Source organism: Kutzneria sp. 744, from assembly GCF_000568255.1.
Classification (GTDB): domain Bacteria; phylum Actinomycetota; class Actinomycetes; order Mycobacteriales; family Pseudonocardiaceae; genus Kutzneria.
The window spans coordinates 11,050,813-11,064,894 of sequence record NZ_KK037166.1 but is presented as its reverse complement, the minus strand read 5'-3'; the positions used below and the strand labels follow the sequence as shown (position 1 = coordinate 11,064,894).

The 14,082-nt window shown below is 70.3% G+C and carries 15 protein-coding genes; 7 read left to right on the top strand and 8 right to left on the bottom strand.

The genetic code is table 11. The features are described from left to right. The 3 genes from KUTG_RS64940 to KUTG_RS50115 all read right to left on the bottom strand — a co-directional run. Positions 1 to 853: sensor histidine kinase (locus KUTG_RS64940; RefSeq protein WP_232241373.1), on the bottom strand; the 853-nt coding region annotated here is incomplete at its 3' end. Between the two features lie 17 nt (positions 854 to 870). Continuing rightward, complete coding sequence (locus KUTG_RS64935; protein ID WP_232241372.1) at positions 871 to 1,344, bottom strand: hypothetical protein; 474 nt, start codon at positions 1,342 to 1,344, stop codon at positions 871 to 873. Then, on the bottom strand, positions 1,337 to 2,011 hold the full coding sequence (locus tag KUTG_RS50115) for a response regulator transcription factor (protein WP_043727061.1): 675 nt from the start codon (positions 2,009 to 2,011) through the stop codon (positions 1,337 to 1,339). The genes KUTG_RS64935 and KUTG_RS50115 overlap by 8 nt, the downstream gene beginning before the upstream one ends. 123 nt (positions 2,012 to 2,134) lie before the next feature. Here KUTG_RS50115 and KUTG_RS50110 point away from each other — a divergent pair, with 123 nt between their 5' ends. The 3 genes from KUTG_RS50110 to KUTG_RS50105 are packed head-to-tail and all read left to right on the top strand — an operon-like array spanning position 2,135 to position 5,318. Next, positions 2,135 to 2,866, top strand: a complete 732-nt coding sequence (locus KUTG_RS50110; protein ID WP_043733609.1) for an ABC transporter ATP-binding protein — start codon at positions 2,135 to 2,137, stop codon at positions 2,864 to 2,866. Then, a complete protein-coding gene (locus tag KUTG_RS64930) occupies positions 2,863 to 3,303 on the top strand; it encodes a hypothetical protein (RefSeq protein ID WP_232241371.1) in 441 nt (146 codons plus the stop codon). The genes KUTG_RS50110 and KUTG_RS64930 overlap by 4 nt, the downstream gene beginning before the upstream one ends. After that, a complete protein-coding gene (locus KUTG_RS50105) occupies positions 3,300 to 5,318 on the top strand; it encodes an FtsX-like permease family protein (protein ID WP_232241370.1) in 2,019 nt (672 codons plus the stop codon). The genes KUTG_RS64930 and KUTG_RS50105 overlap by 4 nt, the downstream gene beginning before the upstream one ends. A gap of 277 nt (positions 5,319 to 5,595) precedes the next feature. On the opposite strand, the gene KUTG_RS50100 is transcribed toward KUTG_RS50105, so the two are convergent. After that, positions 5,596 to 6,429 carry a TIGR03619 family F420-dependent LLM class oxidoreductase gene (locus tag KUTG_RS50100; RefSeq protein ID WP_043727060.1) on the bottom strand — a complete coding sequence of 278 codons (834 nt, stop codon included), beginning with the start codon at positions 6,427 to 6,429 and terminating at the stop codon, positions 5,596 to 5,598. Between the two features lie 205 nt (positions 6,430 to 6,634). Here KUTG_RS50100 and KUTG_RS50095 point away from each other — a divergent pair, with 205 nt between their 5' ends. Together KUTG_RS50095 and KUTG_RS50090 are read left to right on the top strand one after the other, a co-directional pair. After that, a complete protein-coding gene (locus KUTG_RS50095; RefSeq protein ID WP_232241369.1) occupies positions 6,635 to 7,450 on the top strand; it encodes a hypothetical protein in 816 nt (271 codons plus the stop codon). A 71-nt stretch (positions 7,451 to 7,521) separates the two neighbouring features. Continuing rightward, positions 7,522 to 8,463: a methionyl-tRNA formyltransferase gene (locus tag KUTG_RS50090; protein ID WP_043727059.1), complete on the top strand. Its 942-nt coding sequence runs from the start codon at positions 7,522 to 7,524 to the stop codon at positions 8,461 to 8,463. Here the strand turns inward: KUTG_RS50090 and KUTG_RS50085 are convergent. Both KUTG_RS50085 and KUTG_RS50080 read right to left on the bottom strand, forming a co-directional pair. Beyond that, positions 8,453 to 9,739: a M14 family zinc carboxypeptidase gene (locus KUTG_RS50085; RefSeq protein ID WP_198047646.1), complete on the bottom strand. Its 1,287-nt coding sequence runs from the start codon at positions 9,737 to 9,739 to the stop codon at positions 8,453 to 8,455. The genes KUTG_RS50090 and KUTG_RS50085 overlap by 11 nt on opposite strands. Before the next feature lie 29 nt (positions 9,740 to 9,768). Next, positions 9,769 to 10,128 (bottom strand): YciI family protein, encoded by a 360-nt coding sequence (locus tag KUTG_RS50080; protein WP_043727057.1) that lies wholly within the window; start codon positions 10,126 to 10,128, stop codon positions 9,769 to 9,771. A 251-nt stretch (positions 10,129 to 10,379) separates the two neighbouring features. Here KUTG_RS50080 and KUTG_RS50075 point away from each other — a divergent pair, with 251 nt between their 5' ends. Next, a complete protein-coding gene (locus KUTG_RS50075) occupies positions 10,380 to 10,793 on the top strand; it encodes a DUF6069 family protein (protein ID WP_043727053.1) in 414 nt (137 codons plus the stop codon). Between the two features lie 50 nt (positions 10,794 to 10,843). Here the strand turns inward: KUTG_RS50075 and KUTG_RS50070 are convergent, their stop codons facing one another. Both KUTG_RS50070 and KUTG_RS50065 read right to left on the bottom strand, forming a co-directional pair. Beyond that, on the bottom strand, positions 10,844 to 11,737 hold the full coding sequence (locus KUTG_RS50070) for an AraC family transcriptional regulator (RefSeq protein WP_063753665.1): 894 nt from the start codon (positions 11,735 to 11,737) through the stop codon (positions 10,844 to 10,846). Between the two features lie 97 nt (positions 11,738 to 11,834). Beyond that, on the bottom strand, positions 11,835 to 12,725 hold the full coding sequence (locus tag KUTG_RS50065) for a LysR family transcriptional regulator (RefSeq protein WP_052396396.1): 891 nt from the start codon (positions 12,723 to 12,725) through the stop codon (positions 11,835 to 11,837). Between the two features lie 69 nt (positions 12,726 to 12,794). On the opposite strand from KUTG_RS50065, the gene KUTG_RS50060 reads away from it, so the two are divergent. After that, a complete protein-coding gene (locus tag KUTG_RS50060; RefSeq protein ID WP_043727052.1) occupies positions 12,795 to 14,081 on the top strand; it encodes an acyclic terpene utilization AtuA family protein in 1,287 nt (428 codons plus the stop codon). Position 14,082: the final 1 nt, after the last annotated feature.

The following is a 14,082-nucleotide window of genomic DNA, read 5'->3' as shown; positions in this document are numbered from 1 at the left end:
AGCGCAGCACGAACCGGGCGCCGGCGGCGCTGTCCTCGATGGTGAGCGTGCCGCCGTGCCGAACCGCTATGTCCCGGGCCAGGGCCAGTCCCAGGCCGGAGCCGCCCCCGTCGCGGGCCCGTGCGTCGTCCAGCCGCACGAACCGGTCGAACACGCGTTCACGCTCGTGCACGGGGATGCCGGGGCCGTCGTCGAGCACCTCGACCTTGACCACGTCCGGGTCGCGGGCGTCCATCCGCACCCGGACGATCGAGTCGGCGTGCCGGACGGCGTTGTCGATCAGATTGCGCAGCAGCCGCTCCAACTGCCCGAGCTCGCCGCGCACCATCGCCGGAATCTCCACACTGGCCAGCACCCTCGGCCCGACGCCCAGCGAGGAGTGCACGGCGGCCTCCTCCGCCACCACGTCGGAGAGGTCCACCAGCTCCGTCGACAGCGGCCTGTCCCCGGTCAGCTGGAGCAGGTCGCTGGTGATCCGCTGGAGCCGGTCCACGTCCAGCAGCGACCGTCGGGCCACCGACTGCCAGTCGGCCCGGCCGGGGTGGGCCAGCGCCACCTCCAGCCCGGTGCGCAGGCTGGCCAGCGGGCTGCGCAATTCGTGGCTGGCGTCGGCGACGAACCGCTCCTGCTGCTCATGGGACCGCTCCAACCGGTCCAGCGTCTCGTTGGTGGTCGAGGCCAGCTTGGCGATCTCGTCGCGGGACCGCGGCACCGGCACCCGGCGGTCCAGCCGGCTGCCGCTGACCACTGACAGCTCCTCGCGGATCGCCTCCACCGACCGCAGCGCCCGTCTCAGCGCGAACCACGCCGCCAATGCGGCGATCACCGTCGCCAGCGGCACGAAGAAGGCCATGGTGTCGTCGAACAGCTTCAGCGTGCCCCTGCGTGTCCCCAGGGCAGCACGAACAGATACGCGGTGTACGGGCCGGCGACCCGCCCCAACGCGGTGTAGGTGCGGAACTCCCGCCACTGCGGATGCTCCACCGACCGTAGCGTCACATCCACCTCGGTGTTCCAGTCGGCCGGCGCGCCGGCCGGCGCCGGGCCCGGCGGAGTCCACTGTGGACTCAGCCGGGTGATCTCGTCGCTGACCTTGACGACCCGGCCGGACCGGTCCAGCAGGACGTACATCTCGTCGCCACTCAGCTGCGGGTCCCGGTCGCTGGTGACGGCGTCGACCAGCCGGGTCAGCTTGCTGCCGGCCAGCCCCTCGGCCTGAATGGACAGCCGGGTGTCGACGAACGCTCGGATACCGATCCAGCCCAGCGTGAACAGGCTGCCGCAGACCAGGAAGGTCGCCATCACCATGCCGGTCCGGATCGAGGCCGGCCACCATCTAGTCATCGTCGGCCAACCGGTAGCCCGTGCCGCGCACAGTGGCGATGGTGTGCCGCCCGAACGGGGTGTCCAGCTTGCGGCGCAACGCGCTCACGTACACCTCCACGATGTTCGGGTCGCCCTGGTAGGCCATGTCCCACACCTCGTCGAGGATGTCCTGCTTGGTCACCACCGCGCCGTTGTGCCGCATCAGGCATTCCAGCACCGCGAACTCCTTGGACGTCAACGTCACCGCCTGCCCGGCCCGGCGAACCTTGTGCTTGGCCGGATCCAGCACGAGGTCGCCGAACTCCAGCATGGTCACGGCGGCCACCCGCCCGCGACGGGTCAGGGCGCGCAGCCGGGCCGTCAGAACGACGTAGGAGAAGGGCTTGCTGAGGAAGTCGTCGGCGCCGGTGTCCAGCGCCTCGGCCTCGTCGTACTCGCCGTTCTTGGCCGTGAGCATGAGGATCGGGGTCGTGTTGCCGAGCGCCCGCAGCCGCTCGCACACCTTGTACCCGTTCAGCCCGGGCAGCATGATGTCCAGCACGATCACCTGATAGGGGTGCTCCTGCGCGCGATGCAGGCCCTCGATCCCGTCGTACGCGAGGTCGACGGCGTAGCCCTCCGACTCCAGTCCCCACTGGAGCGACTCGGCCAACCGCTTCTCATCCTCGACGACGAGCACTCGCATGCCTCGATCCTCCCAGATCCCGCCGACAGATCCTGAAGGGAACTTCAGGTCGCTTCAGGAGGCGTTCAGGTGCGGCCCGCCATCATCGCCGGGTCAGTCGTGGAGCGAACGCGGGAGAGCACAGTGGACAGTCCGACAGCGGCCGAAGTGGTCGACGTGGTGAAGGTGTACGGCCTCGGGGACACGGCGGTGCGGGCGCTCGACCACGTGTCCGTGAACTTCCCGGCCCGCCGGTTCACCGCGATCATGGGGCCGTCCGGCTCCGGCAAGTCGACGCTGATGCACTGCCTGGCCGGGCTGGACACGGTGGACTCGGGGCGGGTCCGGATCGGGCAGCACGAGGTGACCGGCCTGTCCGACGCCGCGCTGACCCGGCTGCGTCGGGACCATGTCGGCTTCGTGTTCCAGTCCTTCAATCTGCTGCCCACGCTGACCGCCGAGGACAACATCCTGCTGGGATCGCGGCTGTCGGGCCGTCCGGTGGACCGGCGGTGGTTCGACACCGTGATCGACGTGTTGGGCCTGCGGGCGAGGCTCGGGCACAAGCCGGGCGAGCTCTCCGGCGGCCAGCAGCAGCGCGTGGCCTGCGCGCGGGCGTTGGCGGGCCGGCCGGACGTGGTGTTCGCCGACGAGCCCACGGGCAACCTCGACTCTCGTTCCGGCGCGGAGGTGCTGGGTTTCCTGCGCGCGTCCGTGCACGAGATGGGGCAGACCGTCGTCATGGTGACGCATGATCCGGTCGCCGCCTCCTACACCGACCACGGCGTGCTGCTGGCCGACGGGCGCATCGCCGCGCACCTCCAGCGGCCGACCACCGACACCGTGGTGTCCGCGCTGGCGAATCTGGGGGCGTGATGCTGCGTACGGTCATCGCCGGGCTCAAGGCCCGGCCCAAGCGGCTGCTGCTGTCGGCGGTCGCCATCGCGCTCGGCGTGGCGTTCCTGTCCGGCTCGTTGATCCTGGCCGACTCCCTGCACGCGGGGGTGCGCGCCGCCGTCGCGTATCAGCTGCGTGGGGTGGACGTCGATGTCACGGTGAAGCGTGGCGGCGATCTGGACGACGCCGCCCTGAACAAGCTGCGCCAGGTGCCGGGCGTCGCCGCGGCGGAGGGACGAACCACCGTCGGCGCGCCCATGCTCGTCGACGGCCCACCAAGGACGCCGGCGCGATTGTGCTGCCGGCCGACGAGCGGAGGCGGCCGTTCGACCTCAAACAAACAAACGACTTCCGGCCGAGGTTTTTTTTTTTCGCGACCGCCACGGAGACCGGGTATTCGCCGGGGCAGCACGTGACGGTGTTCGACCCGAACGCCCAGCAGCACCAGTACACGGTGGTCGGCACGTTCAGTCGCCCGACCGACGCCGGCATCGGCGCGCCGCAGATGGTGCTCACTGTGGAGGGCGCGCGTCCGTTGACCGTCGGCGGCGGCCACCACGAGATCGCCGTGCGCGCCGCGCCCGGGGTCAGCGACACGGAGCTCGTGGACCGTGTCGCGCGGGCCGTGCCCGGCTTCGATGTCGTCACGGGCGAGCAGGCGGCGGCGAAGCTGCTCGGCAACGCCGCCCCGGACTCGGCCAGCCTGACCAAGTTCTTCACGGCCTTCGCGGTGTTGGCGATGGTGGTGGCGGCGCTGGTGATCGTCAACTCGTTCACCATCCTCGTCACGCAGCGGGCGCGTGAGCTGGCCCTGCTGCGCTGTGTCGGCGCCGGTCGGGCGCAGGTGTTCGCCAGCGTGCTGATCGAGGCCGTGGTCGTGGGCGCGGTGGCGTCGGTGGTTGGCCTGTTCGGCGGGCTGGGCATCGCCGCCCTGTTGCAGCTCGGCAACCCCGCCGGCGTACATGTGCCGCTCAGTGCGCGCACTGCCGTCGAGTCGCTGGCCATCGGTGTGCTGGTGACCGCGCTCGCCGCCGCCCTGCCGGCCCGCGCGGCCACCCGCGTCGCGCCCGTGGAGGCCCTGCGGACGCCGCTCGAAGGCAAAGCCGCCCGCGCCGGCAAGCTGCGCACCGTCGGCGCCGTGCTGGCGCTGGTGGTAGGTGTCGGGGCCGGTGCCGTGTCGCTCGGCGTCGACCAGGACACCGGGGCGGCGTTGGTCGTCGTGGCGATGGTGGCGTTGCTCGTGGCCGCCCTGGCCGTCGGTCCGCTGCTGGTGGGTCCCGTGGTGCGGGTGTTGAGCGCCGTCTTCGCGCCTGCCTTGGGACAGCCCGCGAAGCTCGCCGCCCTGAACGCCGACCGCAACCCCAAGCGCACCGCCGCCACCGCCGCAGCGCTGACCATCGGGCTGGCCGTGGTGTCGCTCGTGACCACCGTGACCGCCGGTCTCGAGGCCGGTCAGAGCCGTGGCGTCGACCAGCAGGTGTTGGCCGACTTCACCATCACCAACGCCATCGGCAAGCGCCTGCCCGACAATCTCGCCGCCACGCTCGGGCACATCCCCGGCGTCGAGGTGACCGCGCGGCGGGCGTCGTTCACCGGCGAGCTCGGTTCGTACGGCGGCTTCGGCATGACCGCCATCCAGGGCGACGCCCTCGGCCTCGTGCTGCGTCCCGTCGTCCTCTCCGGCTCGCTCGACCGTCTCGGCCCCGGCGAGCTGGCCATCAGCAAGCAGCTTGCCACGGAGACCGGTCTCAAGGTCGGCGACACAGTTCAGGCCAAGGTTCCCCTCCGCGTCGTCGCCGTCTACGACAGCCAGCGCGCCCCCGGCGCCGACCTGGAGCTCGCGCTCGTCGACTTCGCCCAGCAGCCCGCCATCACCCCCGGGGGCGGCACCACCTACGACGAGAGCCTTCTGGTGAAGACTCAGTCCACTGTGGACTCTTCTCGGCTGGAGCAGGCTCTTGCCGCCGACCCCCTGTTCGAGGTCAACAGCCACTCCGACATCAAGGCCCAGCTCACCAAGCCTTTGCAGGGCACCCTCAACCTCTTGTGGGCTCTCACCGCCCTTGCCGTGCTCATCGCTTTCGCCGGCATCGCCAACACCCTGTCCCTTTCCGTCTTGGAACGCACCCGCGAATCCGCCCTCCTCCGCGCCCTCGGTCTCACCCGTGGCGGCCTCCGTGCCACCGTCATGACCGAGTCCGTCTTCGTCGCCCTGCTCGGCGCCGTCTGCGGCCTCTCCGTCGGCATCGTCTCCGCCTGGCTCCTCGCCCGCGTCGCCTCCACCGACGCCGAACCCGTCCTGTTCTCCCTCCCTTGGTCCCGCCTAGCCATCCTCCTGGCCGCCGCCGTCCTAGCCGCTCCCCTCGCCGCCCTAGTCCCCGCCCGCCGCGCCGCCCGGCAGTCCCTCGCCGCCGCCATGACCGAGCAGTAGCCTTCCCACGCCGCCCCAGGATCACCGCAGCCACGGCCGGTCCGGTCTCTCTCCCCCAGTCCGGACCGACGAGACGGACCCGCGGGTTCTGACCATTGTGGACGGTCGGCCGGCCGACACGAAGGAGACCGCCGCGGAAATCCAGCGGCTCAGGGAACTGACCCAGCCGCGGTGGCCCGAAAAGGCATGACGCAGTGCTTGGAGAAACAGGTCCGGGAACGCGATGAGCTCGGCGATGTCGCCGGCTCGGTCGTCACGTGCGTGCCCGCTGGGGGCTTCAGTCGAATGACCGGCCGGCCGACCGCGGGCCGATCAACTCCGCCCACCGGTCGAGTTCGTCGAGGTCACCCGGGCCGGACTGGAGCGTGAACAGGCAGCGGTCGACGCCGGCCTCGGCGAAGGCGCCCAGCATCGACGGGATCGCGCCGAACAGCGTGACCGGAACACGCTTTCCGGCACGGTGACGAAGGCTCGCGATCCGGTCGGTCAGCTCCCGCACGGACGCGAGGTGTCCGCACTGCGGCAGCCAGCCGTCGCCGAAGGCCAGCACGCGGTCCTCGACACCGGGACCGTTCCCGCCGACCAGGACCGGCGGATGGGGGCGCTGGACCGGCTTCGACCAGGACCAGAGCGGCTCGAAGTCGGCGTGCGGACCGTGGTGCTCGGCCTCCTCGGACGTCCAGATCGCCCGCATCGCCTGGACGCGATCGGCCAGCACGGCCATGCGCCGCCGCGGGTCCGTGCCGTGATTCGCGAGTTCTGCACGGTTCCAGCCGGCGCCGACGCCGAACTCGAAGCGGCCGCCGGACATGCGGTCCAGGCTGGCGACCTCCTTGGCCGTGATGATGGGATCCCGCTGCGGCACCAGGCACACCGCCGTGCCCAGCCGCAGCGTCGTCGTCACGGCCGCCGCGGCGGCGAGCGCGAGGAAAGGGTCGTAACTGGAGGCGTAGTCACGGGGCGGGCGATCGTCGTCGCGCCGGCTGGCCACCGGGATGTGCGTGTGCTCGGCGTAGAAGAGCGACTCGAAGCCGCGTTCCTCGACCGCACGGCCGAGCTCGGCCGGCGCCTGACCCTCGACCCCCGCGAACACCGCGATCCCCAACTGCATGCGCGGCACGGTATCCCCCGGGGACTTTCCGCTGCCCACAGAGTTAGCAGTGCTCGGATGAAAAGCTTTCCATTGACAGCCTGGTTCCGGGAGTCCTATGGTCGCTGACGTAAGCCATCGGATGTTCTGGCCCACCGCAGGGCCGTTCTCCCGCCGCCCGATGTGTACCCCTGTCGTTCGCCGCCAGGAAGGACACACGGAAACAATGTCGGAATCCCTGCCGCAACCGTCCCGTCGGACCGTGCTGCGCACGCTGGCCGTGACCGCGCTCGCCGCGCCTCTCGCGCTGCGACCGCTGACCGCCCTCGCCGCGCCCGCGGCGACCACGCTCTGGCATCCCAATCCCGCCACCGACGGACTCAAGGCGTTCGAGGGCATCGAGGCCGACCGGGGCAACAAGCACCCGGGCCGCAAGTACGTCGTCGTCGAGGACGACCACTACCGCTTCAACATCTGGGCCGACGACCGGGACACCACCGGCGGCGGCGACCGCCAGCGCACCGAGTCGAAGGGCATGGTGCAGAACGGCACGGCGCTCAAGATGCACAACGGCGAGACCTGGACCATCAACTACGACATGTACATGCCGTCATCCCTGCATGGCACCAGCAAGTTCACCCACATCTTCCAGACCAAGACTCCGTCGACCAACGGCGGCCCGTGGGTGACGATCGACCTCAGCCGCGACGGCAGCACGGAGATCATCCAGGCCCGCGCGTACGCCAACTCGGGCTCGCCGGCGATCGCCAAGACGAACCTGGCGCCGCTGCGGGACAAGTGGATCAACATCACGCTGACGCTGACGCCCGGTTCCAAGGGCAAGGCCGCGGCGATCATCCGCAGCGGCGCCGGCACGAGCGCACCGATCGCCGCGCAGGGTCAACTGTCCAATGTGAACATTCCCGACGAGGGCGACTACGTGCGGCCCAAGTGGGGCATCTACCGGTCGGTGCAGAGCGCCAAGTCCGACATCGTCGACACCTACCTGCTGTTCAAGAACTACACGGCGTCGAAGGCCTAGCCGAGTGACAGAGGTCAGCCTAGCCTAAGTTAGGCTAGGCTGACCTACTCGATCACGGAAGGCACCTGCACATGCGCGTCGCGATGTTCGGCTACCAGACCTGGGGTCACCGCACCCTGCGCGCCCTGATCGACGCCGGCCACGAGGTCGCCCTGGTGGTCACCCACCCGGTCAGCGACCACGCGTACGAGCGGATCTGGGCCGACTCTGTGGCCGACCTGGCGGCGGAGCACGGCATCCGGGTACTGCTGCGGGAACGCCCCGACGACGCCGAGCTGCTGGCCGAGCTGCGCGCCGCCGCCCTGGACCTGATCGTGGCCAACAACTGGCGGACCTGGCTGCCGCCGGAGGTGTTCACCCTGCCCCGGCACGGCACGCTCAACATCCACGACTCGCTGCTGCCGGCCTACGCGGGCTTCTCCCCCATCATCTGGGCTCTGCTCAACGACGAGCCCGAGGTCGGCGTCACCGCGCACATGATGGACGGCGAGCTCGACGCCGGTGGCATCGTGCTCCAGCAGTCGGTCGAGGTGGGTCCGAAGGACACCGCCACCGACCTGTTCCACCGCACCGTCGACCTGATCGCGCCGATCACCGCCGAGGCGATCAAGCTGATCGAGCAGGGCTTCAGGCCTCAGCCGCAGGACCGGTCCAAGGCCAGCTTCTTCCACAAGCGGGCCAAGCGGGACAGCCTGATCGACTGGAACTGGACGCCCGAGTACATCGAGCGCATGGTACGGGCCCAGTCCGACCCTTACCCCAACGCCTTCACGTATCACCGCAGCCAGGAGCTGCGCATCGTCAAGGCGTCCGTGTCGACCGGCCACTACGGCGGCACCCCTGGCCGCATCTTCTACCGCGAAGGCGACGGCGTGGTCATCGTCGCCGGCCCGGACGCCCGGCGTGGCACCTTCCCGGGCCTGGTGGTCGAGCGCGTGCGTACGGCCGACGGCGCCGAGCACGCCGCCACCGACTACTTCACGACCATGGGCGGCTACCTCACTAACAGCTGACCTGCTTCGTCTCACCGCGGGCCAGCGTGACCTGAACGGTTCGACCGGGGCATTGGAGGGTCCAGCTCTCCTCGATGTTCCGACCGTCCGGGCCGGGCCGGATCGACGGGTTGACGTCCCAGGTGAACGGGCCGTCGGCGGTCATCGTGGTGCGCAGGCCGGGTTTGGACAGCTCCAGCTTCGTGCCGGCGGGGACGTTGCCGGCGATCCTGCTGTGGTACTTGGGGTTCGCCGCCGCTTCGGCGTCGCGGAGCAACGCCTCCCGTTCGCCGGCGTACTGGCTCAGGACGCTGCTCGCGAACGGCCCGTGATTGCTGTCGCCGTTGAGTTCCGTCTCGAAACCGAGGCCGCCGGTGGTGAAGTACGACCATTCCTCGGCGGTGCCGCTGGTCTCGTACAGCTCGCGGCTCAGGTGGCTCGGGTAGCCGTTGGCCTCGGCCATCTCGTTGCCCAGTTCCGCGTAGACGGCTTCGTCCGGCGTGAGCGGGCTGGCGTTCTGGCCGGGCGGGCGCAGGTTCATGTCGCCGTAGGTGTGCAGGCCGACCAGGACCGTGACCTGGTGTCCGGTGACGAGGTCGCGGATGTTCTGCGTTTCCGGCTCGGAGAACGCCTTCGGGCCGCGATAGTCACCGCCGGTCCTGTCGCCGCTGGAGCCCGGGCCGCCCCAGTTCACGCCGAAGTTGCGGTTCAGGTCGACGCCCGCGTCGTCGGCGCCGGTGTCCGGGTCCACCTTCGTGCCGCAGGTGGGGTCGCAGTTCTTGCGTTTGTCGGGAATCCGGCCGGTGCGGGAGGCCTCGAAGCCGTCCGGGTTCACCACCGGCACGACGATCACCCTGACGTGGTCGAGCAGGGCCGTGATCCGCGGGTCGCGGCCGTCCTGTTCGGCAAGATCCATGGCGAACTCGGTGGCCACCTCCACTCCCGGCCACTCATTGGCGTGGATGCCGCCCATCAGCAGGAACACCGGTCGGCCGTCGTCGGTCTGGACGTGGTGGGCGATCTCCAGCGCCGGCACCGCCTTGCCCTGCACCGACTTGTGCGGCAGGTCCACCACCCGTACGACGTCCGGCCGCGCCTTCGCCGCCTGTTCCAGGTCGGCCCGCACATCGGCCGGCTCCCGGTAGTCGTTGCGGCCGCTGGGCAGCGTCGACGCCCCGGCCGGGTGGCGTACGTCCGCCAGCACCTTGCCGTCGTACGTCTTCGGGGTTGTGGTGGTCGGTGGTGTCGCGGCGGGCGTTGTGCACGCCGCGAGCGCGGCGGTGACGACAACCGCCACCGCCACCGCCACCGCTCTCGTGGCTCGGGTCAACTCTGGGGCGCCTCGTGCGGCACCGGCCACAGCTCCACCGGGTCCTGGTCGGCGCTGGGCATGTCCGCCGCGATCTCCAGGGCCCTCGCCTCGTCGGGCACGTCCAGCAGGTAGAAGCTGGCCATGTACTCCTTGGTCTCCAGGTACGGGCCATCGGTCACCGCCGCCTGGCCGTTGACCCGGCGGACCAGCTTCGCCTCGTCGGCGTCGCCGAGGCCGTAGGCGCCGAGCAGCTCGCCGCTCTCGCGGTAGCGCGTGTTGAACGCGTCCTGCTTGGCGATCACCTCCTGCAACTGCTCCGGCGGCAGCGACGACCACTTCTCCTTGTTGCCGTAGATCATCAGCAGGTACTTCATCGTGCTGCTCCCTCGTTCGTGGGGCCCGGTCTCCGTGGGCCTGTATCGCTGCCTAGTCGGAGCCTCCGCCGCCACCCTCTACATTTCGCCGACGCCACTTCTCATATTCGCACCAGCAAATGCCACATGTGGCCCACACTCCGCTCCCAGCGCCGCCTGCGGACCACATGTGGCGAAAAGTGCGGGGCCTTCGTGTAGAGATGTCCGGCGAGGCTCCGACCCCTCGGTGCAACCCGAGGGAAGGAACCGAAATGGACACTACCGTCACCGCCCGGCGCACCCTGCCGGTGTGGGCCGTCAGCGTGTTGGCCCTGCTCGTCGCCGCCGTCGTCACCGAGATCTACGGCCTATTGCTACCCGTCGTCGGCATCCCCATGATCGTCGGCAGCGTCTTCGACACCGTCCCCAGCGCGATCACCGTCGGCATGTTCGCCATGGGCTGCGCCGTCAGCGGCTTCTGGGGCACCATCCTGGCCGTCCTCATCGCCCGCTTCGCCCGCAAGCCCGCACGCACTTATGTCGTCACCACATCAGTCCTGGTTGCCGTCTCCCTGATCGCTCCCCTGGCCGGCGTCGGCCCCCTGTCCACGCGCGTCGCGCTGGCCGTCGCCCACCTCATCGCCGCCGCCATCGTGATTCCGGCCGTCGGCCGCCGGCTGAGCTGACCCTGCGAGTGGCTGTCGTCTGTCGTCGACGCGGCAGCCACTCGCCAGCCTCACTCGGCCGGCGCGTCGTCTGCGCTGATCCGTTCACGGTCGCGGAAGGCGCCTGGGGTGTCACCCGTCTCGCGCTGGAAGAACTTGCCGAAGTTGGTGGGCTCGGTGAAACCGAGGCGGCTGGCGATGGCCGACGCGGGGAGGTCGGTGTGCACCAGGAGGCGCTTGGCCTCCAGGGCGACGCGGGCGTCGATCAACGCCTTGGCGGAGCGGCCGGTGGCGGCCTGGCAGGCACGGTTGAGGCTGCGCAGGGAGTAACCGACCCGGGCGGCGTAGTCGTTGGCGTTGCGGGTCGTGGCGAAGTCCCGCTCCAGGTCGTGCTGGAACTTCGCGTAGGTGTCCTCGTGCGCGGCGGGTGGGCCGTCGGACGGCAGGCGTGCGATGCGGAGGAGCAGCGCGCCGAGGAGTTGGCGCAGCAGAGCGATGGTCACCGGCTCGTCGACGGCCCGGTGGTACTCGGCCATCAGCTCCCTGACCGCCCCGGTGAGCGCGGGCCGTTCCTCGGACGGGACCGTCCAGGCCACCTGGCTGAACGGGCTGAGCAGTGGTCGGACGGCCGCCAGGCGCTGCGGGAACGTGTCGGTGAACAGCACCATCAGCGCTTCCAACGGACCATCGGTGGCGCGGGGCAGTCGCAGCACCCGCCCCGGACACACTGACACCAGCGTGCCCGGCTCGCATGCGTGGTCGACGAAATCGACCATCAGCGAGCCAAGGCCGCCGGTGATCAGGAACAGTTGGTGGAAGTCGGTGCGGTGCACAGTGGACAACGTCGATGCCGTCAGCCGCGAGGTAAGCCGGGCCAGGTCGACGACCTCCAGGCCCAGCCGTGGCCGGTCCGGGTTGCTGAACCCGAACTCCACCACCGACGACCGCTGTCCGCTTTCCACCATAGTCGGGCTACCTTACCGCCGCCCCCGTTTTGCTACATGCGCTTCCCACTTGCGTTCTGGCGCCACATAGGAAGCGCATGTGGCAAAAGAGGCGGGGTTAGTGGGGGCGGCTGGATAGGATCCGGTCGACGAGGCGGAGGACGGCGAGGGGGCAGGGGTCGTCGGGGTGGCGGTGCACGGCGATCTTGCGCGTGATGGACGGCTCCAGAAGAGGCCGCGTGATGACGGGCGTGGCGGCCAGCAGGGGGAGCACGAGCTCGGGCATGGCGCTCACGCCGAGGCCGGCGGCGATCATGCCGCCGGCGGTGGCGACGGAGCGGGTTTCCAGGTGCCGCAAAGGCTGCACGCCGGCCTGAGCGAGGCCGAGGTCGGCGAGGCGGCGGACGCTGCTGTCGGCGCTGAAGGCGATGAAGGACTCGGCGGCAAGGTCGGTCCACGTCAGGGAAGGTCGATCGGCCAACGCGTGCCCGGGCGGCAGGACGGCGACGAAAGGGTCGTCGAGGAAGGGCTCGACGACGAGGTCGGCGGAGGCGGGCCCGACCTCGGTGAGGGCGAGGTCGGCGGAGCCGTCGCGGAGCAGGGCGAGGATCTCGGCGTTGGTGCCGTCGGCCAGTCGCACCTGCACGCCGGGATGCGCGGCGAGATACCCGCTCAGCACGGACGGCAGCACGACGGCGGCGATCGAGGGCAGCACGCCGACGGTGATCAGCCGCCGCTCCCCGGCCTGGTAGTCGGCGAACCGGTCGAGCCCGCGCCGGTAGCTCTCCAACACATGGGTGACCACGCCGAGGAACTCGACACCGGATTCGGTGAGGTCGACCGAGCGGGTGGTCCGCACGAACAGCGGCGCCCGCAGCTTCCGCTCCAGCTCGCCGATGGTCCGGCTGACCACAGGCTGACTGAGCACCAGCTCGGCGGCGGCCCGGGTGAACGAGCGGGTGCGGGCGACCGCCGCGAAGATCTCCATCTGGTGCAGCGTGAGATCCATAGCCTCAGAGCATAACCGCATGTGAAAGCGGAAGTGGCGGGCCGTTCGGGGACTGTCCAGGATGGAGGTGTGCGAACGATCAGGATCGGCGCGGGCGCCGGCTTCGCGGACGACCGGGTGGAGCCGGCGGCCGAACTGGCCGAGCGGGGCGACCTCGACTATCTGGTGTTCGAGTGCCTCGCGGAGCGCACGATCGCCCTGGCCCAGCTGGAACGGCTACGGGATCCGACACGGGGCTTCACCGAGTGGCTGCCGGAGCGGATGGCGGCGGCGCTGCCGGCCTGTGTACGAAACGGCACGAAGATCGTCACGAACATGGGCGCCGCCAACCCGCTCGCCGCGGCGCAGGTGGTCGCTGAGGTGGCCCGCGAGGCCGGGCTGACCGGGCTGAAGATCGCCGCGGTGACGGGGGACGACGTCCTCGGGCTGGTGGACAAGGACGAGAACACGGTGTCCGCCAACGCCTATCTCGGCTGCGAGCCGGTGGTCGAGGCGCTGGCCCGGGGCGCCGACGTTGTCGTGACGGGACGGATCGCCGACCCGTCGCTGTTTCTTGCCCCGCTGGTGCACGAGTTCGGCTGGGCCCTGGACGACTGGCCCCGGCTCGGCCAGGGCCTCTGCCTCGGGCACCTGCTGGAGTGCGCCGGCCAGGTCACCGGCGGGTACTTCGCCGATCCCGGCTTCAAGGACGTCCCCGACCTGGCGCGACTCGGGTTCCCGCTGGCCGAGGCGTCGGAGGACGGCACGTTCGTGGTGACGAAGGCGGCCGGCACCGGCGGCGCGGTCACCGTCCGGACCTGCACCGAACAGCTGTTGTACGAGGTGCACGACCCGTCCGCGTACGTCTCGGCCGACGTCACGGGCGACTTCTCCGAAGTAGACCTCACCCCGATCGGCCCCGATCGCGTCCTGGTCACCGGGGCGACAGGACGTCCACGGCCGGACCGGCTCAAGGTGTTGGTCGGCTACCTCGACGGCTACCTCGGCGAGGGCCAGATCTCCTATGCCGGCCCCAATGCCGTGGCCCGGGGCCGACTCGCGCTGGACATCGTCCGCGAACGGCTGGCGACCTCCGAGGCGACCGAGCTCCGGTTCGACCTGATCGGCATCGACGCCGTTCACCGCGGGCCGGCAACACAAGCCGAGGATGCGCACGAGGTCCGGGTCCGCGTCGCCGGACGTGCCCCGACGCTGGACGCCGCCCGCAGGATCGGCCACGAGGTCACCTCGTTGTGGCTCAACGGACCGGCCGGCGGTGGCGGCGCGACGCGCAGGGCCGAGCAGGTCGTGGCCGTCGACTCACTCTTCCTTGACCGCAACGACATCCGTGCCGAACTGACCTTTGTGGAGGCCTGAG